Annotated in this window: 18 protein-coding genes and 2 riboswitches; of the genes, 2 read left to right on the top strand and 16 right to left on the bottom strand. The window is 66.3% G+C overall.

Annotated elements, in window-relative coordinates:
• Window positions 1–16 precede the first annotated feature (16 nt).
• The 5 genes from BDOA9_RS17735 to hydA all read right to left on the bottom strand — a co-directional run bounded on the left by BDOA9_RS17735 (window position 17) and on the right by hydA (window position 6400).
• A complete protein-coding gene (locus BDOA9_RS17735; RefSeq protein WP_025035301.1) occupies window positions 17–1636 on the bottom strand; it encodes an ABC transporter substrate-binding protein in 1620 nt (539 codons plus the stop codon).
• Between the two features lie 119 nt (window positions 1637–1755).
• On the bottom strand, window positions 1756–3192 hold the full coding sequence (locus tag BDOA9_RS17730; protein ID WP_025035300.1) for an NAD(P)-binding domain-containing protein: 1437 nt from the start codon (window positions 3190–3192) through the stop codon (window positions 1756–1758).
• Window positions 3189–3938, bottom strand: a complete 750-nt coding sequence (locus tag BDOA9_RS17725; protein ID WP_025035299.1) for an SDR family oxidoreductase — start codon at window positions 3936–3938, stop codon at window positions 3189–3191. The genes BDOA9_RS17730 and BDOA9_RS17725 overlap by 4 nt, the downstream gene beginning before the upstream one ends.
• A 1-nt stretch (window position 3939) precedes the next feature.
• Window positions 3940–4914, bottom strand: a complete 975-nt coding sequence (locus BDOA9_RS17720; RefSeq protein ID WP_025035298.1) for an NAD-dependent epimerase/dehydratase family protein — start codon at window positions 4912–4914, stop codon at window positions 3940–3942.
• Window positions 4915–4930: 16 nt separating this feature from the next.
• Complete coding sequence (gene hydA / locus BDOA9_RS17715; protein WP_025035297.1) at window positions 4931–6400, bottom strand: dihydropyrimidinase; 1470 nt, start codon at window positions 6398–6400, stop codon at window positions 4931–4933.
• A gap of 56 nt (window positions 6401–6456) precedes the next feature.
• Here hydA and BDOA9_RS17710 point away from each other — a divergent pair, with 56 nt between their 5' ends.
• Window positions 6457–7119 (top strand): aspartate/glutamate racemase family protein, encoded by a 663-nt coding sequence (locus tag BDOA9_RS17710; RefSeq protein ID WP_025035296.1) that lies wholly within the window; start codon window positions 6457–6459, stop codon window positions 7117–7119.
• Here the strand turns inward: BDOA9_RS17710 and BDOA9_RS17705 are convergent.
• The 8 genes from BDOA9_RS17705 to BDOA9_RS38870 form a co-directional block, all read right to left on the bottom strand.
• Window positions 7116–7784: a flavin reductase family protein gene (locus BDOA9_RS17705; RefSeq protein WP_025035295.1), complete on the bottom strand. Its 669-nt coding sequence runs from the start codon at window positions 7782–7784 to the stop codon at window positions 7116–7118. The two genes, BDOA9_RS17710 and BDOA9_RS17705, sit on opposite strands and share 4 nt — an antisense overlap.
• Window positions 7781–8713, bottom strand: a complete 933-nt coding sequence (locus BDOA9_RS17700) for an N-carbamoyl-D-amino-acid hydrolase (protein WP_025035294.1) — start codon at window positions 8711–8713, stop codon at window positions 7781–7783. The genes BDOA9_RS17705 and BDOA9_RS17700 overlap by 4 nt, the downstream gene beginning before the upstream one ends.
• Window positions 8714–8816: 103 nt before the next feature.
• Window positions 8817–10493, bottom strand: coding sequence for a long-chain-fatty-acid--CoA ligase (locus tag BDOA9_RS17695; RefSeq protein WP_025035293.1), 1677 nt, complete (start codon window positions 10491–10493; stop codon window positions 8817–8819).
• A complete protein-coding gene (locus BDOA9_RS17690) occupies window positions 10490–11785 on the bottom strand; it encodes an aminotransferase class III-fold pyridoxal phosphate-dependent enzyme (protein WP_025035292.1) in 1296 nt (431 codons plus the stop codon). Before BDOA9_RS17690 ends, BDOA9_RS17695 begins: the two co-directional genes overlap by 4 nt.
• Window positions 11786–11795: 10 nt before the next feature.
• On the bottom strand, window positions 11796–13376 hold the full coding sequence (locus BDOA9_RS17685; RefSeq protein ID WP_025035291.1) for a hydantoinase B/oxoprolinase family protein: 1581 nt from the start codon (window positions 13374–13376) through the stop codon (window positions 11796–11798).
• Entirely contained in the window at window positions 13373–15382 is a 2010-nt protein-coding gene (locus BDOA9_RS17680) for a hydantoinase/oxoprolinase family protein (RefSeq protein WP_025035290.1), read from the bottom strand. The genes BDOA9_RS17685 and BDOA9_RS17680 overlap by 4 nt, the downstream gene beginning before the upstream one ends.
• A gap of 430 nt (window positions 15383–15812) precedes the next feature.
• The gene (locus BDOA9_RS17675) at window positions 15813–17246 is read right to left on the bottom strand and encodes a PepSY domain-containing protein (RefSeq protein ID WP_025035289.1); all 1434 of its coding nucleotides are present in this window, start codon (window positions 17244–17246) and stop codon (window positions 15813–15815) included.
• A 12-nt stretch (window positions 17247–17258) separates the two neighbouring features.
• Complete coding sequence (locus BDOA9_RS38870; RefSeq protein WP_025035288.1) at window positions 17259–19616, bottom strand: TonB-dependent receptor; 2358 nt, start codon at window positions 19614–19616, stop codon at window positions 17259–17261.
• A 115-nt stretch (window positions 19617–19731) separates the two neighbouring features.
• Window positions 19732–19934: riboswitch (cobalamin riboswitch) on the bottom strand.
• 72 nt (window positions 19935–20006) lie between these two features.
• Between BDOA9_RS38870 and BDOA9_RS17665 the strand changes: the two genes are divergently transcribed.
• Window positions 20007–20579, top strand: coding sequence for a histidine phosphatase family protein (locus BDOA9_RS17665; protein ID WP_025035287.1), 573 nt, complete (start codon window positions 20007–20009; stop codon window positions 20577–20579).
• Here the strand turns inward: BDOA9_RS17665 and cobT are convergent.
• From cobT to BDOA9_RS17650, 3 genes are read right to left on the bottom strand one after another with little or no spacing between them, the layout of a single operon-like run.
• A complete protein-coding gene (cobT, locus tag BDOA9_RS17660; RefSeq protein ID WP_025035286.1) occupies window positions 20572–21624 on the bottom strand; it encodes a nicotinate-nucleotide--dimethylbenzimidazole phosphoribosyltransferase in 1053 nt (350 codons plus the stop codon). The genes BDOA9_RS17665 and cobT overlap by 8 nt on opposite strands.
• A 9-nt stretch (window positions 21625–21633) precedes the next feature.
• On the bottom strand, window positions 21634–22383 hold the full coding sequence (gene cobF / locus BDOA9_RS17655) for a precorrin-6A synthase (deacetylating) (protein WP_025035285.1): 750 nt from the start codon (window positions 22381–22383) through the stop codon (window positions 21634–21636).
• Between the two features lie 38 nt (window positions 22384–22421).
• Window positions 22422–23099, bottom strand: a complete 678-nt coding sequence (locus BDOA9_RS17650) for an energy-coupling factor ABC transporter permease (RefSeq protein ID WP_025035284.1) — start codon at window positions 23097–23099, stop codon at window positions 22422–22424.
• 37 nt (window positions 23100–23136) lie between these two features.
• Window positions 23137–23355: riboswitch (cobalamin riboswitch) on the bottom strand.
• Window positions 23356–23359: the final 4 nt, after the last annotated feature.

The raw sequence follows: 23359 nt of genomic DNA, 5'->3' as shown, positions 1-23359 counted from the left end.
CTGCTGGCCGCTGAAGTCACTTGCGGCTGACATCGCGATAATCCACCTGGCGATGGAACTCGTAGGTGTAGCCTTCGATCGACGGCGCCATCACCGCGTCCTGATTGGGTTGCCACAGCATGATCTGCGGCATCAGGTCGAAATGCATCGCGTTGAGCTTGCGGCCGGCTTCCTCGTACTTGGCCTTGTCAGGCTCGAAGCGTGCCTCCTGCGCAATCGCGGCAAGGTCCGGATTGTTGATCGAAGAGTAATTCCAGCGCTGATTGCCGGTGTAGAAGTTGCGGTAGAAATAGTCCGTCGACGGCAGCCAGGCGACGATGCCTTCGGTGAAGAACGGCAGCTTCTTCTCGTTGATCTGCGTCGACATCTGCGCGTCCGGCAGCTTCTGGATGTCGACCTTGATGCCGATCTTGCCGAGCGATTCCTTGACGAGGGCCGCCATCGGCTCGGCCGTCGCGGCCTGGCCGACATTGAAGCTGAAGGTGGTCGAGAAGCCTTCGGGCAGACCTGCAGCCTTGAGGTACTCCCTGGCCTTGTCGAGATCCATCTTCACCGGCTGCTGGAACGGATAGATGCCGTTCGCCGGCTTGCCGTCCGGCCAGGTCGCGCCGAACAGCGGCGCGCCGCGGCCGAACAAGGCCGCCTTGAACATGTCCTCATAGGGCAGCGCGGAAGCGATGGCGCGGCGCACATTGACGTTGTCGAAGGGCGGGATCTGGTTGTTCATCGAGACATAGGTGACCGCGTTGTATTGCGGCGTCGAGATCACCTTGAGCTTGCCCTTGGCCTCCAGCGACTGCACGTCGCTCGCCTGCAGATCGAGCACGAGATCGGCATCGCCGCGCTCGACGAGGTTGGCGCGGGTCGCCGGCTCCGGCACCGACTGCACGATCACGCGCTTGAAGAACGCGGGCTTGTTGGCCGAGCCGCGGTTCCAGCTCTCGTTGCGCTTGATGATCACCTGCTCGCCGGGCTTGAAGCTCTCGACCGCATAGGCGCCGCTGCCGGCGGTGTGCTCCTTCAGCCAGGCCGTCGCCCAGGGATCGTCAGCCGTCGCATGCTCCTTTGCCACTTTCGAGTTGATGATCATGGGATAGACGGTGGCAAGATTAGGCAGCGCAAGCTTGTCGGGCTTTGGCAGCGTCACCTCGATGGTGAGGGGATCGATCACCTTGAACTGATCGGCCGACGTCAACGATCCCGTCAGCAACTGCGCCTTGCCGAGGATCGGCGCGGTGACGCAGCGATCGAGCGACCACTTCACGTCCTCGGCGGTGACGGGCGAGCCGTCCTGGAACTTTGCATCCTTGCGCAGGCGAAAGGTGATCTTCAGGCCGTCCGGACTGACGTCGTAGGATTCGGCGAGCTCGCCGGTGATCGTGTCGAGGTCGAACACCCATTTGCCATTGAGCTGCTTGCGGCCGAACGCCACCAAGCGGTCGTAGGTGCTCATGCTCAGCGCGAAGGATTCGCGCGTCGAGCCGGGAATGTTCGGATCGAGCGTGTTGACGGATGCGCCGGTGACATAACGCAGCGTCTCGGCCCGGGTTTGCGCCTGCGACGGCGCGGCGGCGATGAGCAACAGCGCGGTGGTGGCGAGGACGGACGAGGCCAGCCTGAAAGACACAAAACGCATTGGTTTTTCCCTGAATTTCGAACGAGAACGCCAGCAAGGCAGGTTCAGAAGGAAGCAAGTTGCGCGCCAGTCCGATCGGACATTTCGAGGGGCGCGACGTCGCGACTTCGCATGGGTGATCACAGCGATTCCCCCATTTCTCGCGCCTGACGCGTCACCACGGCCTGCGGCACGTCATAGGCGCTGAGCGAAGCCCAGTGCCGTTCGATGTCGGCGCGAAACAGCCCGCGCGTCAGGCCGTGGACCAGCTTCGGCACGGCGGTCGTCATCGCGTTGATCGACGAGCCTGACGGACCGAAGCTCATGGTGGAGGCGATGGCGAAGAGATGGATGTCGGAGACCCACGGCGTCTGCCCCGGCACGCGTTCGGTGAAGGCATAGTCGTCGGCGAGATAGGGAAAGCGGCCGAGGCGTTCGTTGCGTTCGTCCTTCGGCGGCTGGTAGCGGTCGGCCCAGGTGGCGATGTTGCCGGCGAATTTGGCGAGCTCGCCGCGGCCGGCAAAATCCATGTCGATGCCGGTCCCGCAGATGACGAAATCGGCGGTGATGGCGCCGCGCGGCGTCTGGAGTTCAATGCCGCTATCGGTCTTGCGCGCGGCTTCGACCGGCGCGCCTTCGTGCAGTGTGAAGTTGGCGTGACGCGCGCAGCGGTCATAGGTGGCCTGCGGAAATCCCTCGCGCATCTCGAGAATCTTGCGCATGAAGCGCCAGCGCCAGGCATCGTCGAGATCGCTGAGATGACGCAGGAAGCCGCGGAAGGTCAGCCAGCGATAGGGCTGGATCAACTGGATCTGCGCACGGCGGCACAGCAGGTGCACTTCAGCGGCACCGGCCTCCAGCGCAGTCGCAGCATTGTCGAAAGCGGACGCGCCGGCGCCGATCACGGCGACGCGCTTGCCGCGCAGGCGTTCGAAATCGATGTCGTCGGCGACAGTCGCGACTGAGCTTTCCGGCAGATGCGCCAGCTGCTCCGGAATCATCCAATCGCCCATGCCCTCCTGCCCCGTCGCCAGCACGATCTTGCGAGCGTAGAACGTCTCGGCACCAGCCGCATGCTTCACCCGTGCGGCGAGCAGGCCGTCGGGGCCTTGTGAAATCTCCAGCAGCTCGCAGCCATTGGCCACCGGCAGACCGATCGCCCGTCGCAGCCAGAGCAGATATTCCGCCCAATGCTCACGCAGGATCAGGCTGAGCTGTTGCCAGCTCTCCTTGCCGAAGCGGGCTTCGTGCCAGGACTGGTAAGTCAAGCTCGGGATGTCGAGGTCCGGCCCCGTATAATCCTTCGGGCTGCGCAACGTGGGCATGCGGGCATAGGTCCGCCACGGGCCCTCCTTGCCTTCCTCCGCCTTGTCGATCACCAGGATGCTGCTGACGCGGGAGCGCATCAGGCCGAAGCCGATGGCAATGCCGGACTGGCCGGCCCCGACGATCAGAACGTCCAGCGCAGCGTTGCCGTCCGGTCCGATCTTCGGTTCGAGCCAGGCGGCGTGGGGATGCGCGATCCTGGCGAGATCGGCGCGCACGTCCGCTTCGAGCTGGGTGAGCGCCTCACTCATGCCGCGAGCCAGCCTCCGTCGACCACCATCACGGTGCCGGTCGTGAACGACGAGGCATCGCTGGCGAGATGCAGCGCGGTCTGCGCGATCTCCTCAGGCACGCCGAACCGCTTCATGGCGTGGCGGTTGCGCGAGGCTTCGCGCACCTCGTCCGGATTGGCGTGGCGGGCAAAACTGCGCCGGAGCATCGGCGTGTCGATCGCACCGGGCGCGATCGCGTTGACACGGATCCCGTCGGTGGCGAAATCCACCGCCATGGTCCGCGTCAGGCTGACGATCGCGCCCTTGGCCGCGATATAGGCGCTGTTGCCCTTGCCGCCGGCAATCGCGAGCTGCGAGGCCAGCGTGATGATCGAGCCGCTGTTCTGCCGCTGCATCTGCGGCACCGCGGCCCGCGCCCACAGCCAGGTGCCGCCGACATTGGCGCGGAACACCGCATCCCAATCCTCCAGGCTCGTCGTCAGCACCGTGCCGCCGCAGGAGAAGCCGGCTGCCGTTATGAGGATATCGAGCCGGCCATAGCGGGCCACGACGTCGCCGACAACGGTCTCGGCGAATGCGGCATCGCCGACGTCGCCGAGATGCGTCGTCGCTTCGCCGACCAGGCTCATTGTTTCCTCGAGGCCCGCGGCATCACGATCGACCAGAGCGAGGCGCGCGCCCTCCTCCGCGAACAGTTTTGCGCTGGCGCGGCCGATGCCCGAGCCTGCTCCCGTGATGATGGCCGTGCGCCCCTGCAGCCGCATGTCAGATCCACTCCTTGTGCTGCTTCAGCCACGCGCTCATCGCGGCAGCGGACTCGTTGCAGCCGAACCGCGCGCGCCAGCCGAATTCGTCGGCCATTCGCGTCACCGACAGCGGCGCGCGATAAGGCCCGTGCAGCTTGATCGCCGTCTTCTCTCCGGGCGCCGCGAGCCGGCACTCCAGGCCGGGATGCAACGCTGCGAACGCCTCGCCCCATTGCAATGCGGGCCACGCCGCGCCGTTCGAAATGTTGTACAGCCGGTGGCGAGGGCGCTCGGCCTCGACCAGAATCGCGACAGCTTCGGCAGCGTCCGGCGCGTAGGTCCAGTCTCGCAGACCCGGCTCCGGCATGATGGCCGGCTCGCCGCGCGCGAATGCGGCCAATATCTGATATTGGAGGCTCGGCGTATCGCGCACCGAACCGGGGCGCTCCCACGGCCCGAACACCGCAGTCAACCGCACACTCAGGAAATCACCGCCGAAAAGTTCGGCGTGCCGTGCCACCGATCGTTCCGAGGTGAACTTGCTGATGGCGTAGAACGAGACGGGATCGCAGGGCGTGTCCTCGTCCAGAATATCGACCCGCGCACCCGCGGCGCCGTAGGCCGACGCCGACGACAGATTCACGACGCGGCGAACGCCGTGGCGGATCGCGGCTTGCAGGATCGGGATCTGCGCCATGACGTTGATCTCGAGAACGCGTGCGGGCGATGCCCGTTCGAGGTCTTCGCCGGCGGTGACTGCCGCGCCGAGCACGATCGCATCGCAGCCTTTTGCGACAAGGGCATCGATGCCGTCCGCGTCGGTGATATCGCCCTGCACCGCCTTGAGCCGTGCGCCGTAGTCGGCAAGAGCTCGCTGCGCGGATGACGGCAACGGTGCACGATCATAAAGCGTCACCTCGTGCCCGCGCGCGAGCAGCACCTCGGCGAGATTGAGGCCGACAAAGCCGGTGCCGCCGAAGATGACGATCCTCATCGCGCGCGTTCCACCATCACAGCAGCTTTGCCCCGAAATTCCGCTCCGGATCCATGTCGGCGACGAGCCGGCCGGTGGGCTTGGCCGCCTCGCCGCCGCTGCGCGCCAGGAATTTTCCGCTGCCGGCGCTCGCAAGGCACTTGTCGCCCTCGATGATCACGCGGCCGCGCGAGAGCGTCGTCACCGGCCAGCCCTTCAGCTTGCGGCCCGCGAACGGCGTGTAGCCGGTGAGGTCATGCATCATCTCGTCGGCGATGGTGACTTCGCGGTTCGGATCCCAGATCGCGATATCGGCGTCGGCGCCGACGGCGATCGAGCCCTTGCGCGGATGCAGGTTGTAGATCTTTGCCGGCGCGGTCGCGGTCAGCTCGACGAACTTTTCCAGGCCGAGCCGTCCCTTCGACACCATCGCGTCGAACAACAGCGGCAGCCGCAGTTCCAGGCCCGGCAGGCCGTTGGCGACCTGCTTGAAGTTGGGATTGGGGCCGGCGAGCAGCTTGCCGGTCTCGTCATAGCGATACGGCGCGTGGTCCGACGAGATGGTCTGGAGATCGCCGAGCGAGAGCGCCTGCCACAGCGCCTCCTGGTCGGCATGCGTGCGCGGCGGCGGGCTGCACATCCACTTCGCGCCCTCGGACCCGGGCTTGTCGAGATCATTGGCGGTCAGGAACAGGTATTGCGGGCAGGTCTCGGCGAAGACCTTGAGCCCCTGCCCGCGCGAGTCGCGGATCACCTTGGCGCCCTCGGCGGTCGAGACATGGAAGATCATGATCGGTTGGTCGATCAGCGCCGCCATGCCGATCAGCCGGGTGAAGGCTTCCGCCTCCGACACGCGGGCGTGGCTGACGGCGTGGTATTTCGGCATGGTGTAGCCGCGCGACAGCAGCCGCTTGACCATCCAGGCGATGATGCCGTGGTTCTCGGCATGCGCGCACAGCATCGCGCCGGACTGACGCGCGGCGAGCAGGATGTCGAGCAAGGGCTCGTCGTCGACCTTGAGGCGGTCGTAGGTCATGAAGATCTTGATCGAGGCATGGCCTTGCTTGACCAGCGCCGGGATGTGCTCCTCGACCGTCTCCCTGGTCGCGTCCGCAATGATCATGTGAAAGGCGTAGTCGATCACCGCGCCCTTCTTCGCCAGGGCGTGATAGTCCTCGACGACCTCAGGCAGCTTCATGCCGACATGCTGGGCTGCAAACGGAATCACCGTGGTGGTGCCTCCGAAAGCGGCGGAGACGGTGGCGCTCTCGAACGTATCGGCGTTCATGATGCCGGCGGCCGAGAGCTGCTCGATATGAGCGTGGCTGTCGACGCCGCCGGGCAGCACCAGCTTGCCGCGCGCATCGATCTCGCGCTTGGCGGGGGCAAGCCCGCGGCCGACGGCCGCAATGGTCTCCCCGGAGATGGCGACGTCAGCCTCGAAGACGTCGGTCGTGGTGGCGACGCGGCCGCCGCGGATGATCATGTCGTAAGCGGGTTCAGTCATGCGGCACTCCGTGATAGGCTCAAGGCACGTTCTCTTAATCTCGCAGGAAGACCATCATGACCCGGCCGCGCATTCTCGTCATCAACCCGAACTCCAACCACAAGGTCACGCAAGGGCTCGAGGATGCGCTGAAGCCGCTCGATTTCGAGGGCGGGCCGGAGGTGGTCTGCCAGACGCTGGCCGAGGGTCCGTTCGGCATTGAAAGCCAGGCGGACGCCGACAGCGTTGCGATACCTTTGCGAAAGCTGGTCGAAAGCGACAACAGCTCGGCCGCCTTCGTCATTGCCTGCTACAGCGATCCCGGGCTCCAGGTCTGCCGCGAAGGCACCGACCGGCCCGTGTTCGGCATTGCCGAGTGTGGCGTGCTGACGGCGCTGTCCCGCGCGGAGACCTTCGGCGTCATCGCAATCGCGCAGCGCTCGATCCCGCGGCACATGCGCTATCTCAGGCAGATGGGCCTGACCGACCGCTTTTCCGGTGAGCGGCCGCTCAACATGAGCGTCGCCGAGACCGCCTCCGGCGAAGGCACGCTCGCCAAGATGATCGAGGTCGGCCGCGAGCTGCGCGACGAGGACGGCGCCCGGGCCATCGTGATGGGCTGCGCCGGCATGGCGCGCCACCGCCGTGCGCTGGAAGACGCGCTGCGCATCCCCGTGATCGACCCGACACAGGCGGCCGTCACCATGGCGCTGGGCACGGTGCAGTTCTCGGCTCACTAGGCGTCCTTCAGCTCTTTGGTTTCCTGGCGCGCGAGCCATTGCGCATGGCTCTCGCGGACAAGGGCAAACGTGTCCCGCTGCGTGGTGTAGAGATTGCCGAACATGCGGCCGATCGGCCGATAGGCGTCGAGATCGACATACATGTTCGCGGTATCGACCAGGCCCTCGCGGGCGTGAACCCGCAAGACCTCGCCGAGCAGGAGCTCGCGATCGGGCGAGAAATTCAGCACGACATGGCGCCGGCATTCCAGCGCGAAGGGCGCAGCCGCGAGGCGCGGCACCTTCACATCGACCGAGGGAAGCGTGGCCAGGCCCGTCGCGGCGACTTCGCTGTCGCCGGAGGGGAAATCGACCGCGCAGTCGTTCATCGCCACCGACAGCGCCTCGTCCACCATGTGCACCACGAACTCGCCGTCGCGATGGATGTTGCGGGTGGTGTCCTTCGGCGAGTGATCCGGCTTGTGCTGGAGCCCGAGCACGATCAGCGCCGGACTTTCGGAGAACACGTTGAAGAAGCTGAACGGCGCGGCATTCACCGCGCCGTTCTCGTCCAGCGTGGTCACCAGCGCGATCGGCCGCGGCACCACCACGCCGCAGAGCAGCTTGTAGCGATCGCGCGGATCGAGCTCACGCAGTGAGATGCCCTTGTCAGCCATCGGCGTCATTTCTCCGGCGGCGGCACTGCGCCGGTCTGGCTGGTGATCAGGCCGTAATGCTCGATGCGGCGATGCCGGGCGAAGTCGAAGATCGTCGTCTTGCCGAAAATGGTGGCGTCGAGGTCGCAGGCGTGGACCAGAACCTCGTCGTCCTCGGTCTTGGCTTCGGCGACGATCTCGCCATTGGGATCGACGATCAGGCTGCCGCCGAACAGCGGGTGACCGTCCTCATTGCCGGCCTTGGCGACCGCGACCACCCAGGTCGCGTTCTGATAGGCGCCGGCCTGCACCGAGAGGCGGTTGTGGAACAGGCGCTTCTCGACGCCCTCCTCGCTCTTCTCCGCATTCACGGATGGGGTGTTGTAGCCGATCAGCACCATCTCGACGCCCTGCAGGCCCATGACGCGATAGGTCTCGGGCCAGCGGCGGTCGTTGCAGATCGCCATGCCGATGATGCCGCCGAGCTCGCGCCAGACCTTGAAGCCGAGATCGCCCGGCTCGAAATAGCGCTTCTCCAGATGCTGGTGCGAGCGCTTGCTGTCGTAGTCCACATGGCCCGGCAGGTGCACCTTGCGGTATTTGCCGACGATCCTGCCGGACTTGTCGGTCAGGATCGCGGTGTTGAAATGATGACCGTCCGGCGTCAGCTCGGCATAGCCGAAATTCATCGCCATTCCGTGCTGCGCCGCGCGCTCGAACAGCGGCCTGGTTGCCGCGTTCGGCATCTCGCGCTCGAACCAGATATCGAACTCGGCGCGGTCCTCCACGTACCAGCGCGGGAAGAACGTCGTCAGTGCCAGCTCGGGATAGACGATCAGGTCGGCGCCCTTCGCTTTCGCCTCGTCCATCAGCGCGATCATGCGCTTGACCACGACCTCGCGGCTGTCGGCTTTCTGGATCGGGCCCATCTGGGCGGCGGCGACATTGACGATGCGCATCAGCGAGTTCCTGGTGATGTCTGGGAAAAAGGGTCGGCCTGCAGGATGTTCCGTCGCGCCGAGCATAGCGCGGCTTGGTGCCGATATTCCAGCCAAGCAGCTTTCATGCCGTCCGCCCCCATTCGGCATCCTGCAACAGCCGCCAGTTGATCTTGTTGCTGGCAGTGCGCGGCAGGGACTCGACGAAGACGACGGCGCGTGGCGCCTTGTAGCTCGCCATCGCGCCGCGCGCCCAGCCGACGATATCGCCCTCCGACGTCGTCGCGCGCGCGCCGTCATCGAGCACCACCAACGCCTTGACGGTCTCACCGCGATAGCCGTCCGGCGCCGAAATGATGCAGCATTCCCGGATGGCGCGGTTCTGGTACATCGCCGCCTCGACCTCGGCCGGCCACACCTTGAAGCCGCTGACATTGATCATCCGCTTCAGGCGGTCGACGGCGAAGAAATAGCCGTCGGCATCGCGGTAGCCGAGATCGCCCGTGCGCAGGAACCGCTTGCCGTCGCGTTCGATGAAGGCCTCGGTATCTGCCTCCGGCCTGTTCCAGTACCCCTGCAGCACCTGCGGCCCGTGCACGATGATCTCGCCGACCACGTTGTCGTCCAGCTCGATCAGGCTGTCGGGATCGATCACCCTGGCGTCGGTCTCGTGCACGGCGATGCCGAGGCACTGCCGCTTCGGCGCGGCCATCGGATTGAGGTGCGTCGGAGACATCGTCTCGGTCATGCCGTAGCCCTCGACGAAATCGAGGCCGAACCGCCCCTTCAGCCGTTCGGCGACCGCGGTCGGCATCGCCGCGCCGCCGCCAGTCAGCACCTTGAGCTTGGCAAAGCATTTGTCGCGGAAACTGGCGCTGGCGAGCACGTCCACGATCATGGTCGGCGCCGCGTTCCAGAACGTGACGCCATAGGTCTCGAACAGATCCGGCAGCAGATCCTTGTCCCAACGCGCCATCAGCAGCAGCGTGGCGCCGGCGACGATGGCGGCATTCATCGAGCCCTGCATGCCCGCGACATGAAACAGCGGCATGAAGCCGGTCATCACGTCGCTGCCGTCGAGCCCGTACCAGCGCGCCTGCAAGACGGCGGTGAACAGCGCGCTGCGATGGCTATGCATGCACGCCTTGGGCTTGCCCGTCGTGCCAGACGTGTAGGGCAGGATCATGAGATCTTGCGGCCCCGCCTCCATCGCGCCCGGCCGCAGGCCCTGCGCGATCGCAAACGACCAGGAATGCCAGCCCGGCGACGACGGCGGCTCCGACGGCGCCTCGGTCACGCAGAGCGGCAGCGTGTAGGGCGTGGCGCTGGGCACCTCGTCGCGATACTGCGCGACGATTGCATGCGTGATGGCCTCGCCGACCAGCGGCGCAAACACATCGCCCAGCTCGCTGCCGATGATCGCAACTCGGGCACCGCTGTCCGCGGCGAGATAGACGATCTCGGCGGTCTTGTTCATGGGATTGACCGGCACGATCACGGCGTCCGCCCGCATCACCGCGTAATAGGCGATGATATATTGCGGCGAATTCTGCAGCGCGATCATGACGCGGTCGCCGCGCTTGATGCCGCAAACGAATTGCAGGAAACCGGCCATGGCATCGACCCGGTCACGCAGCTCGGCGTAGCTCAGGCTCGCACCGTAGAAGACCGTCGCCGGATGCGAGGGACGTTCACGTGCAGCACGCACCAGGGCGTCGTAGAGCGTGCCCTCGGGCATCGCGAGATGCCAGGGCTCGTCCGCCGGCCAGGCCGGTGACTGCGGGGGCGTTGTGTGGCTCACCCGTGCTCCTCGTCGGCGACATCGAGACCGTGATCGAGCGCATCCAGAAGCAGTTCGGCCTCCCGCTCGGAAATCACCAGCGGTGGTGCCAGGAACAGCGAGGTCTGCTCGCCGCTGGTCCCGATCACCGCACCCGCCTCCAGCGCGCGTTCCGCGACGCGCGAGGCGATCGGCACCTCCGTGGTGTCGGCGTGCCAGGTGCGCCAGTCCGGGCCGTGCAGCTCCACCGTCCAGTGCAGCCCCTGCCCCGCCACGCGCTGCACGCTCGGGTGCTTTTGTGCGATCGCGAGCAGTCGGCAGGCAAACAACTTCTCCAGACCTTGCACGTGGTCCAGAATCTTGTCCTCACTGACGACCTTCAGATAAGCGCTCACCGCGGCCATGCTGATCGGATGGCCGCGCAGCGTACCGTAGTTCTGCCAGCTCGTGCCCTTCAGCCGCGCGACGATGTCTTTCGACACCACGACGGCAGCCACAGCAGCCGCACCGCCGCCGAGCGACTTTCCGAGCGTCACGATATTGGGCCGGCTCTGCGCGCCCTGGAACGCGAACCAGCGGCCGGCGCGGCCCGCGCCGGTGACGACCTCGTCCGCGATCCAGTAAGAGCCGGCCTGCCGCGCGCAGCGCGCGACCTCGTCCTGATAGGCGCCGTCGTAATAGATGCCGCCCTGGGTGTAGTCGATGATCGTTGCCGCCGTATCCGACAAAAGGCGCGGGGCATCCGCGAGATATTCGCTGGGCGGCGTGTTGTTGGCCGGCGCGCCATAGATCGCCCCATCCGGCGCCGGCAGAATCCGCACCGGCGCCATCGGAGCCGGCAGCTTCGAGCCGCCAGCGTGCACCGCGAGGCCACCGTGCCATTGCGGCTGCACCGTCATGCTGCGCGACAGCCCGGTGATGCCGTGATAGGCGCGCTCGCGCGTTGCCAGCGCCGAGCGCTGCGTCAGCGCCTGGCACAGCGACAATGCCATGTCGTTGGCCTCGCTGCCGCTGATACAGAATCGAACCGCGCCGACCCAGTCCTCCTCGCCCTTGAATGCGGTGGCCATCAGATCGTCGGCGGCCTGCTCGCGGCCGACCCAGGTCCAGCCCTCGTTGACGACGGGCGTATCGGCCGCACGGCGGATCGCCTCCACCATTGCGGGATGGCGGTGGCCGAGGCCGCCGCCGGTATTACTGCCGTCAATCAGCTTGCGGCCGTCCGCAAGGTGAAAGTAGACGCCCTCGCCGCCGACCACCGCCATCGGCGCGGCCTCGCCCGCATTCAGCCCGGTCCGCAACAATCTGCTCATCGCCATCGTCTCAGTTCGCAGCCGCGGCGCCATAGCCGCCGCCACCGCACATCTCGATCGTGACGAGATCGCCTTGCTCCAGCACCAGGTTCGACTTGCCGTCGATGGCGACGTTGGCGCCCTGCCGGACCAGCGAGATACGGCACGCCTTGCCGGGAGAGCCGCCCTGCATGCCCCACGGCGCTATCACCATGCGCTCGATGCAGGTGGTCAGGTGCATCGAGGGCGCGAGAATGCGGTAGGTCCGGACCGACCCGTCCCCGCCGCGATGCGCGCCCGCGCCGCCGGAATTCCGGCGAATGGCCTGCTGCTCGAGCCGGATCGCGTAATTCGCCTCGATCACCTCGACCGGCGTGTTCGAGGTGTTGGACAGATGCACGCGGGTAGCGGACGTGCCGGCGCGATCGTGCCGCGCGCCTTCGCCGCCGCCATGGACCTCATACAGCATCTTCCAGGACCCGTTCGGCCGCGGCTCGGCGAAGAACAGCACGCCCGCGGTGGTCGCACCGCCCGCCGACAGGCGCTCGCGAATGGTGTCCTGCATGGCGCGGAAAATCGCATCGACGATGCGCATGGAGGTCTCGTGATTGCCGGCGGCGACGGAGGCGGTCCAGCCGGGCTCGAGGATCGATCCCGGGCGCGTGATGATGGTCAGCGGGCGCAGCGCGCCGGCGTTCTGCTGCATGTCGCGCCCGCTCATGATGCGCGCGGCATAGGCCACAGCCGAGCGCGCCATGAACGGCGTCGTGTTGCAGAAATTGGAGACGCGGTCGCAGCTTCCGGAGAGATCGAAGGTCGCTTCATCGCCGCGGATGGTGATCTTCACATGGATCCGCGCCGGCGCGTTGTTCGCGCTGCCGTCGTCGAGATAATCCTCGCCCTCGTAGACGCCGTCCGGCAGATCGCGCAGCGCTTCCCGCATCTCGATTTCCGAGAGATCGTGCAGGCGCGACTGCGCCGCCATGAAGACCGCCTTGCCATGCTCGCGGCAGAGCTCGACGATGCGCTTCTCGCCGGCCTTGGTCGCCGCGATCTGGGCCAGGAGATCGCCCTCGCAGGATTCGGCATCGCGAACGTTGGCCTTGAGCAGCTGCACGATCGGCGTGTTGAGGCCGGCCGACGTCGCGATCAGCACCGGCGGAATCCGCATCGCCTCCTGGAACGTATCGACCGCCCTAGCGAAATAGCTGCCGGGCCAGGTGCCGCCAATGTCGGGCCAGTGCGCGAGGCTGACCGCGAAGGCCACGATCTCGCCGTCGACAAACACGGGCCGCACGACCTTGACATCGTTGAGATGATTGCCGCCGAGCGCCCCGACATTGTAGATGACGACGTCGCCGTCGTTCAGGCCGTCGCGCGGCATCACCTTGAGGAGTTCGGGGATGGTGTAGGCCATCGCGCCGAGATGGATCGGGATGTCGCGGCCCTGCCCGACCAGGCCGCCGTGGCCGTCGGTGATCGCGGAGGAGAGGTCACCGGCCTCGCGCAGCAGCGGCGAGCGCGCCGAACGCGTCATGACGAGGCTCATCTCCTCGGCTGCGGCGGAGAGCCCGTGCCTGATGACCTCGACGACGAACGGATCGAGCTTCATGCCGCCCCCCGCGTCAGGAACAGATTGCCTGTTGGATCAGGCCTTGCCTGCCAGCCGGGCGGCACCACCACGGTCGACCAGGCGTCTTCGATGATAGCGGGACCATTGACGGTCTCGGTCAGCGAGGCGCGGTCGATGATCGCGGTTGCGATGTCGTGGAAGCCATCGAACGAGCAAGTGCGCGTAGACCTAGACACCGCCCGCGCCGCGGTTGCCGGCCGGCTGACGACCGTCGTCGACGGGCGACGCGCCTGCACCCGCACGGATTCAATGACGCAGGGCTCGCCGGTCGCATAGCCGAACAGCTCGTGATGTCGCGTCAGGAAATCCTGCTTCAGCCTGGCGACATCGAGCGGCAGCATGAATGGCACCGGAATGGCGTCGTTCTGCGCCGCGTAGCGCATCAGGGCCACCAGCTCGATCTGGATCTCGGCCTTCGCAACATTGTTGGCGAGAAGCGGTGCCGAGGCATCTGCAATCAGGGCCTCGATCCGTTCCGAAACGCGGGCGAGATCGATGCCGTCAAGCGCAGCGCGAAGGGTCTGCTGCTGCAGGAAGCTGAAATCGGCGGTGAGGCAGCCCAGCGCCGAGAACGCGCTCGAGGCGCTCGGCACGACCACCTCGGCAATGCCGTAGAGATCGGCGAGACCCGCGGCATGCATCGGGCCGCCGCCGCCGAAGGCCAGCAGCGTGCAGTCGCGGCCGTCGATGCCGCGCTCGACCGTGACGCGGCGGAGCGCGCGGGCCATGGTCGCATTCGCGACCTTGATGATGCCGAGTGCCGTTTCTGTGAGGCTCAGTCCGAGCGCATGCGCGATCGGTCCAATGACGCGCCTTGCGGCCGCGATATCGATGCCGATACGGTCACCAAGTTTCGTATCGGGATTGAGGTAGCCGAGCACGGCATTGGCATCGGTGATGGTGGGCTCCGTGCCACCACGACCATAGCATGCCGGGCCCGGCTCGGAGCCTGCGCTCTCCGGCCCGACGGTCAGGCCGCCGGGACCGTTGCGCACGATCGATCCGCCGCCTGCGCCGATCGAATGCACCGCGAGCATCGGCTGGCGCAGCGGCTTGTCGCCGAGCATGCGGCCGTCGGTCATTTCGGCCTGGCCGTCGACGATCAGGCACACATCCGTCGTGGTGCCGCCCATGTCGAAGGTCAGCATGCGCGAGGTGCCGAGCTGACGCGCGACGCTGACGGACGCGGAGACGCCGGCGGCCGGCCCCGACATCGCCATCACCAGCGGACGCTGCTTCACCGCCGAGATCGGGACCATGGCGCCCGCCGAATGAAACACCTGCAGGCCAGGCCCGATCGGCAGCCGCTGCTCCAGCTCGCTGAGATATTCCACCGCGATCGGCATCGCGGCGGCGTTGAATACGGTTGCCGAGGTCCGCTCATATTCGCGCGCCTCGGGATTGACCTCGTGCGAGAGCGAGACATGGGCGACGACGCCCCTGAGCCGCTCGCCCAGCATCTTCTCATGCACGGGATTGGCATAAGCGTGAAGCAGCGCAACCGCGACGCTCTGCACGCCGGTCCCCTTCAGCCACGCCACCAGGCGTTCGATCTCGGCTTCGTCGAGCGCCCTAAGCACCCGGCCCTCATGATCGAGGCGCTCGGCAAGCCCAAAGCAGCGTTCGGGCGGCACCAAGGGCGGCGATTTCGGCGGAATGTCGAGCCGATAGAGATCGCGCCGGCGATAGCGCGCGATCTCGAGCACGTCGGCAAAGCCCTCGGTCGCAACCAGCGCCACCTTCGGCAGCCGGTTCTCGACGATCGCGTTGGTCACGCGCGTGGTGCCGTGGACGAAGCGCCTGACCTCGCTCTTGCGCAGACCCACCGCCTCGATCGCCTCCAACATCGCCTGCACCGGCGCATCGGGGCGCGACGGCACCTTCGCGATCCGCGCCTCGGCGGTGCCACGCCGGATCGCGATGATGTCGGTGAAGGTGCCACCGATATCGGTGCCGACCTCCCAGTGATTGCCGGAATCGTTCATCTGCACAGTCAGCTACGCGTGACGTTCATCGTCATTCCCTGTCATGCCATCAGGTGCGAGCGTGCGACAGAGCGATGGCCGCGGGATAGGGTCAGAGTTGTCGCAAACCAAAGCGTCAGCAAACTACCGCCATTGCGCGGCGCAGCATCGGCTGCACGTTTTGGTGCAGCGCTGCTCGCGCAGAGGGCAGAAGGATGCCAAGCAGAAATGTGCAGCGCACCCTTGGATTCTTCGGCGCAAACGGAACGTCCGTTGCAGTGCAATCGGATCGCACCAGGCCGCTTGTCTAATTTGCAGGCGATCGAACGGCGGTGCGGGAGAGCGCACTGACCAGGAGCTATGCACACAGGTCGGCTCAGCCTCTCTTTATTGTACGGTCAGTAAGCGAGGACATCACGGGCCGCTGGTGGATAACCAGCGCGCGCCTGTCTCAGGCTGCCAGCGACGCCCGCAAGCGTCGCCAACCGATGACGATGCCGGTGACGGAGAACACCAGTCCGAGCGTACAGAGTCCGACAATGAGAGCGTCACGCATCCGCGCATGAGCCTGCAGAATCGGGAAATCAAGCGTGTGCAGCGCGCTGTAAAGCCAGCGATAGGCCCGCCGCGACGGGTCCAGTCTTTGCAGCACCTTGCCGTTGGCGGCATCGACATCGAACCAGAGATCGCCGCAGGTCGTGCGGTAGACGGGAGCCCCCGGAAGTGCAGATTGCGCCGGATAGTCGTCGTTGCCGACGAGCGGGACCGGTGCGGCACAGCCGGCGCCAAGGCGCGCCATCAGATTCCCGATCTCCCGCACGTCCAGATATGCCGCCTGTCCGTCGCGCGGCGCGTGTCCTGCCCGGATCAGTGCCTGGCGGCCGAGCGCGATCCGATCGCGCCGATAGACCTTGCCGTCGAAGGCGAACCATTCGACCTCACGCGCCGAGCGGGACAATGGCTGCAGATCGAGCGATGACGCGTCTCGCCAATCCGGGGCGGCGTTCATCACGCTGGCCTCTGCCGGCGTTAGTTGCCCGCGCGAGAACAGCCGGCCGTGATCCATCGACAGCCAGCCGCTGAAGATCCAGCTCAGCACGAACACGGTCGCGACAAGACCGATGATGTGATGCAGGGCGCGCCAGCCCCGATAGGGCGACGAGAGCTGGCGTCCCCGTATCTTCACACGCACGATTCCGAGCACCGCGCCGAGCAACGCCGCGATCAGGGCCAGCAGCGACAGCGTCCAGACCACGCGATCCCACAGCACCCAGCTGCTGCGCAGAACCGTCGGATAGATCCAGTGCAGCACACTGCCGGCCCAATTCCACGCGCGTTCGCTGCGCGTCGTATCCAGGACGACGTCGCCGGTCAGCGACGAAACGTAGACCTCCGTTCCCTGGGCATCGCCGAGAGCGGCGCGAAACAAGGGGCGATGGCGGTCAAAACCGTTCGGCACGCTCCACTGATCGTAGTCCGACCGCGCGGCGATCGCGGCGCGCGCTAGGTCGAGCCCGCGCCGACGTGAATAGGCTTGCACGATGCCGAGCGCGACATCGGCTGACGTCACCGACGCGTCTCCTCCATCGGAGGCGCGCACCGCTCGCGAAGCTGCGGGGCCCGAGACCACGTAAACCGGTCCATCACTGCGCTGGACCAACCGAACCCGCGTCGCATCGGCGATTCCGCTCGCCGCAACGGCGTCCGCGACCGAGATCGTCCTCGCGCCAGGTTCCAACGGCCCGAGTCCGGCAAAGCGCTCCGCCTCCGTCAGCGACGGAAACGGAACGAAATGCATCACGATTCCGGTCGCGAACCACATCGCGAACAGCAGACAGAACGCGATGCCGAGCCAGCGATGCGCCAGGACGATCGCGGCCATCATGCGTTCAATGCCCTACCATTTGAACGCCGCCGAGATCTCGTAGGTGCGCGGCGCGCCCAGGAGGATCTGGTCGGGATAAAACGGATCGCCCCAGATCGCGTAGCGCTTGTCGGTGAAGTTGCGCACGCGGAAGGTCAGGCGCGCCTGGTCGACGGCATTGAAAACGGTCTTCGGGATATCGACGAAGGCGTAGACGTCGCCGACCGTGTAGGCGTTCATCGTCACCGTGTTGGCGTCGGTGTTGTAGCGATCACCGACGTGCCGGCCGACGATGCCGAGCTCCACCGGCCACGGCGTGAAGAACCGGTACGACGCGCCGGCATTGGCGACGATACGCGGCACGTTCGGCGGCGTATTGCCGGAGAACGAGCCGCCGGCGAAATTGTAGTCGGCATAGCGCGCATCGACATAGGCGATGTTGCCCCACACCCGCAGCGGCTCGATCGGACGTATCGAGGCGGCAAGCTCGAGGCCCTTGGATTCCTGCCGCCCGGCGATATTCAGCTGCATGCCGCCGGCGGCCGCATAGACGTTCTTGCGCAGGATATCGTAGGCCGAGAACGACCATTCTGCCCGATTGTCCCAGAACAGGTGCTTGACGCCGGTCTCGTAGGTGCGCGACGTCGTCAGGTCGAGCGGCTGGGTGGGCGAGAGCAGGAAGATGTTGTTGGCCGCGACGTCGGCGCCGGTGGCGTATTGGCTGAAGAAGGTGAGACCGGGAACGGCGTCCCAGGTGTAGCCGATGCGGCCCGTGACGGGCGCCCAGTCCTTCGTGAACGGAAAGCCCGCCTTCTCCACACCGTTCTTGTCGGTCGAGTTGCGGTCGAGCCCGATGTGCTCGACACGCAAGCCCCCGATCAGCGCGAAGCTGCGCGTCAGCTTCAGCCGGTCCTCGAATGACAGCGCCTCGTTGTCGATACGCGCGGTCTGCTGCTGTGTCGTGAGCAGGCCGTAGTAGCCGCGGTTGGGATCGACCAGCGAAACGGAATCGCCGGGAAAGTTTGCCGCGCCCGGCCTGACGAAATCGAGATAGCTCGAGGAGAGCGTCGTGACCAGGCGGTTGTCGAAGCCGGCGATGTTGGTGTCCCAGATCAGGTCGGTGATGTTGCCGACCAGACGCTGGCTGTGCGCGACATAGAAGCGCTCGCGATCGACCAGGTTCGTGGTGGAGTTGAACGCCTCGATCTCGTTGTTGAACCAGGTCCGTTCGGCGCCATAGCCATAGGCCTGGCTCTTCAGCGTGAGGTCAGGCGCGAGCTTCAGCTCAAAACCGCCGCGCAGCCAGACTTCCTGCGCCACGTTGCGGTTGTCGAGAACGTTGTAATTGGTGTTGAAGGTACGGTCGTCGATGGTGACGGCACCGAGATTGGTACCGTTGTAATTCGAGACGTAATTGCCGGAGGCGATCCCCGTCGTCGCATGCGAGCCGCTATAGGAGACCGGCACCAGCGGCGCGCCCCAATAGGCCTTCGAGCGGTCCTCCCGATACTCGATCGCACCCCAGATCTTGAGGCTGTCGGAGACCCGGTAATTGAGCTGGCCGGACGTGCCGAACGTCTTGACATTGGTGTCGTCGGCAAAGCCGTTGAGCGCGGAACGGCTGATGTCGAGGCGGTAGTCCAGCCCCTGCACATTGGTGCTGCCGCCGGAGCCGTAATGGGCACGGAACGAATTCAGCGAGTCCCAGGAGAAATCCGCCTCGTTGTTGACAGCTCCGGTGTGCGGCTGCTTGGTGACGAAGTTGATGGCACCGCCCGCGGCGCCCTCGCCCGAGATCAGCGAGGCCGGGCCCTTGAGGAATTCCACGGCCTCCAGATTGGCGGTGTCCGCAATCCGCGACGTCATGTTCTGCGGACCGATCTTGATGCCGTTGTAGAGCGTGTTGATCTGGCTGTTGGTGAAGCCGCGCATCGAGAAGGCCGAAGGCTCGGCCGGATTGTCGCCGGAGGTGACGCCGACGGCGCCCTGCGCCACCTCGGACACGGTGCGATAGCCCTGCTCGCGCATAGTTTCGGCGGAGATCACTTCGACGGTCGCGGGCGTCTGCCGCACCGTCAGGCCGAGCCGCGAGGCGCTTTCGGCAACGGCATTGGTGTTGAGCGGCGTTTGCACCGTCGCATCCGGCATGACGGGTTTTGGCGCTGCGGGTGCAGCCGCCGGCCTGCGCGCTGCCGCGCGACGCGCGCTCTGCGCCGCCCCTGCTGCCGGTTTGGCCGGCTTGCGCGCCTGGGCGGGCGACACCTCGATGGGCGGCAGCGACTCTCGGGCCTGCTGCGCCAGAGCGGCAGGCAGATCGAGAGCGGCAAAGGACGTGAACGCGGCGGAGGCAAGCAGGACGCGGCGCGGTCGTGCGATACGGATGGAGGACACAGGACAAAACCTCGGTATGACGTCAGTGGCACGTCACAGCGAACGAGGTTTCACCTTTGGCCTTGGGGCCGTCCGATGAAGCCGAATGTCTGTACTCCCCGACCGACATCTTCGCGTGTGACCACGGCTGACGGCAGGTCTCCTGGCTCGCGGGTCGTGACCGCTTCGTCGCCTTCCCGGGACCGAGGACCCAGTGGCTCGTGACGAAGGATTCACCGCTTACAGTTGCGGGGGCAGCCGCGGCATTGGGGACAATTTTCCCCGCACCGCATTCCCTTTTCATTCCCTCTCGGGAAAACCGTCGCGAGCATCTAGGATTACCACCAAGACAGAGTCAATGTGCCAGTTGCGGCGTCGTGGCCACAGTGACCAACTTCCTTGGAGATGAGCATGGAAGGCGAGACCTTCCTCTGGTTGATCAGGCACGCGGCCGTCGCGGGCGTGGCCGGAACGATCCATGCAGTCGATGCGCCGGCCGACCTCGGCGATCACGCCACATTGGCGGCTCTCAGGCAGCGTTTGCCCGCGGATGTCACTGGCTATGCCAGCCCGGCCCGGCGCACGGTCGAGACGGCGCGTGCGCTGGGACTCGAACCGGAGCTGGTCAGCGAATTCGGCGAGCAGGATTTCGGCGATTGGACGGGCCATCGGCATGACGAGCTCGCCGCGAGCGGCGGCGAGGCCTACGCGCAAGTGTGGCGCGATCCGGCGCACGGACGGCCGCCGAACGGCGAAAGCTTTGCGGATCAGGTCGCTCGCGTTCGCCTCGGCCTCTCGCGGGTCGGCGCAGGCTCCGCAGCGCTGGTGGTCCATTCCGGCACCATTCGGGCCGCACTCTGCATCGCGCTCGATCTCACGCCGGAAGCGGCGCTGCGCTTCGTCGTCGATCCGCTGTCGCTGACCCGGATCGACCGGCTCGCCACCGGCTGGCGTGTCGTCTCCGTCAATCAGCGGGTCAGCTAGGCCTGTCAGGCACGTTGGCCTGCGCAAACGTCGCCATGCCGTTATGAAGTGCGCAGGCAGAGCGCACCAGCGGCAGCGCGATCGCGGCCCCCGATCCCTCGCCGAGCCTGAGATCGAGGCTGATCAGCGGCTGCACGTTCAGCGCGCGCAACACCAGCCGATGTCCCTGCTCCGCCGATTGATGCGAGGGCAGCAGGAACGGCTGGCAGGACGGGTTGAGGCGCACTGCGGCCAGCGCCGCCACCGAGACGATGAAGCCGTCGATCAACACGGGAATGCGGCGTTGCGCAGCCGCGATGATCGCGCCCGAGATCGCCGCGATTTCGAGGCCGCCGACCGCGCACAGGATCTTCTCGACCGAGGCCCCGGTGACGCCGTGGCGCGCGATCGCCGCATCGATCACCCGCGCCTTATGCGCGCGGCCGGCCGCATCGACGCCGGTGCCGCTGCCGGCGATCTCCCCGGCGCTCACTCCGAGCAGGCTCGCAGCAATCGCCGCTGACGTCGTGGTGTTGCCGATCCCCATCTCCCCGAAGATCAACAGATCAGGCCGGCCGGCCTCGGCGCGCGCCACCGCGCGCTGCCCGGCCTCGAAGGCGAAGGCCAATTCCGCCGGCGTGAGCGCGGCCTCGACACTGAAGTCGCGCGTGCCGCTGCGCGGCTTGTCGGTGACGATTCCCGGCATTTGCTCATCGGCCAGCGTGCCGGCGTCGACCACCTCGAGGTTTGAGCCCAGCTCGCGCGCCAGCACCGAGATCGCCGCGCCACCGGAGGCAAAGTTCGCCATCATCGCGATGGTGACCGCTTGCGGATAGGCCGACACGCCCTGCGCAACGATGCCGTGATCGCCGGCGAACACGATGATCGGCACGCGCGCGGCGCGAGGCTGCTCCGTCGCTTGCAGCCCCGCAAGCTCGATCGCGAGCTGCTCAAGGCGGCCGAGGGCGCCGGTGGGCTTCGTCAATTGCGCCTGCCGCGCGATCGCCGCCTCGCGATGGACTGCGGAGATCTCGGGGCACTGTCGGTAGACCCATTCGGGAAGCATGCTGCCTCGCTACGTCACGCGCTTGAGAATATAGCTGTCCATGATCCAGCCATGCCGCTCGCGCGCCTCCTGCCGCAGGGCGACGATGCGCGGGCCGGCTTCGCCGAGCGCGCCGGACATAATGATCTGATCGGGCATGCCGAGATAGGCCCCCCACCAGATGTGAAGCCCAGCCGGATCGAGCGACTGGAACGCGGCGCCGCCGTCGAGCATCACCACGACCGTATCGACACCCGCCGGCCAGCCGCCTTCGCGCAAGCGCCGCCCCGTCGTGACCAAAAAGGGCTCGCCGATGTCGTTGAGCGGCAGCGCATGCGCCGCGCACAGCGCCTGGATCGAGGTGATGCCGGGCACGACCTCGATGTCAGGCAAAGGATTGAGCCGCCGGGCGATGCGCAGCGAGGAATCGTAGAGCGAGGGATCGCCCCAGATCAGCAGTGCAACCTTGCCGTCACCACCGAGATGGCTTGCGATGGTCTGCGACCACGCGGCGGCGACCGCGTCATGCCAATCGTCGACGCCCTTGCGGTAGTCCGCCTCGGTCGCATCGCGCACGGGAAGATCGAACTCGGCGATGCGCGCCGTTTTGTCGGTGAGCACGCCGGCGCAGATCGTTCGCCTGAGATCGGCAAGATCGGACTTTGCGCTTCCCTTGCGCGGGATCAGGACGAGATCGGCCGCGTTGATGGCGCGGGTCGCGGCGCGCGTGAGCTGCTCGGGATCGCCGCAACCGATGCCTATCAGGGAGAGCGTGAGCATCGGCGTGTGGGGCGGCCATGACGGCCGCCCCTTGTCTCTTAAGCCGCGTTGTGCAGGCGCGGGGTGACGAGGCCGGGTGCGGTGACGCCGCGCAGCGACTTCGCCAGCGCCAGCACGGCGAGATCGGCCAGCGGCTCGATCACGATCACCAGCGCATAGGACGCCGCGAAGGTCGCGATGCTGGCGAGGTTGCTCATCGCAAAGCCGGAGCCATAGAGCGCCCAGAACGCCACCCAGGCGATCACGCCGGCCTGGTAAGTCGTCGAAAGCGCCAGCGCCTGGCGATACTTCAAATCCACATAGGCGGTGTTGCGCGAAATGATCCGTGCGGCGATTGCCTGGATCGCGAACAGCGGCACCAGCAGCGTCGTGACGTTCATGCCATATTGCGGGATGTCGGCGGGCTCGAAGAAGACGCCCTGAAGCAGCAGGCCAAATGCAAGGCCGAGGGCTGCAGGCGCCGCACCGAACAGCAGGAACAAGGTCGAGCCGAGGATGAAGTGCACCTCGGAGACGCCGACCGGGAAGTGCGGCAGGATCTCGAAGAAGATGAAGACGGCCGCGGTGGCCGCGAGGGTGCGCAACGCAAGCGAGCCGATGCCCTGCTCGCGCACGGTCTCGACCGCGAGCTTCAAGGCAACGCCGCCTGCGGCGATGCCGGTTGCGTAACTCAACACGAGCTTGGCGCCCGTCACGATGCCGGGTTCGATATGCATGGCTCAATTCCTTCCTGCCGTCACACCCGACGGCCTTGGCCTCAATACGTGCACGGCCGGTCTCCTGGCTCGCGATTCACTGGGTTCTCCGGCCTTCCCGGACCTTGCGGTCCAGTGGCGGTTCGGAGCCCCTCACCGCTTACAGTCGCGGGGGCGGCTGGGGTTTTGGGCGCCGCAACTGGGTCCGCCCATCCCCATTCCCGATTATGCTCCGGCGCTTTGCGCCGCGTCGAGCACCATGCCGCTCCTGTGTGCCCCTT

The organism is Bradyrhizobium sp. DOA9 (genome assembly GCF_000617845.2).
Taxonomy (GTDB): Bacteria; Pseudomonadota; Alphaproteobacteria; order Rhizobiales; family Xanthobacteraceae; genus Bradyrhizobium.
Note: the sequence above shows the minus strand (reverse complement) of the source record. Positions and strands in the feature narration are given on the sequence as shown.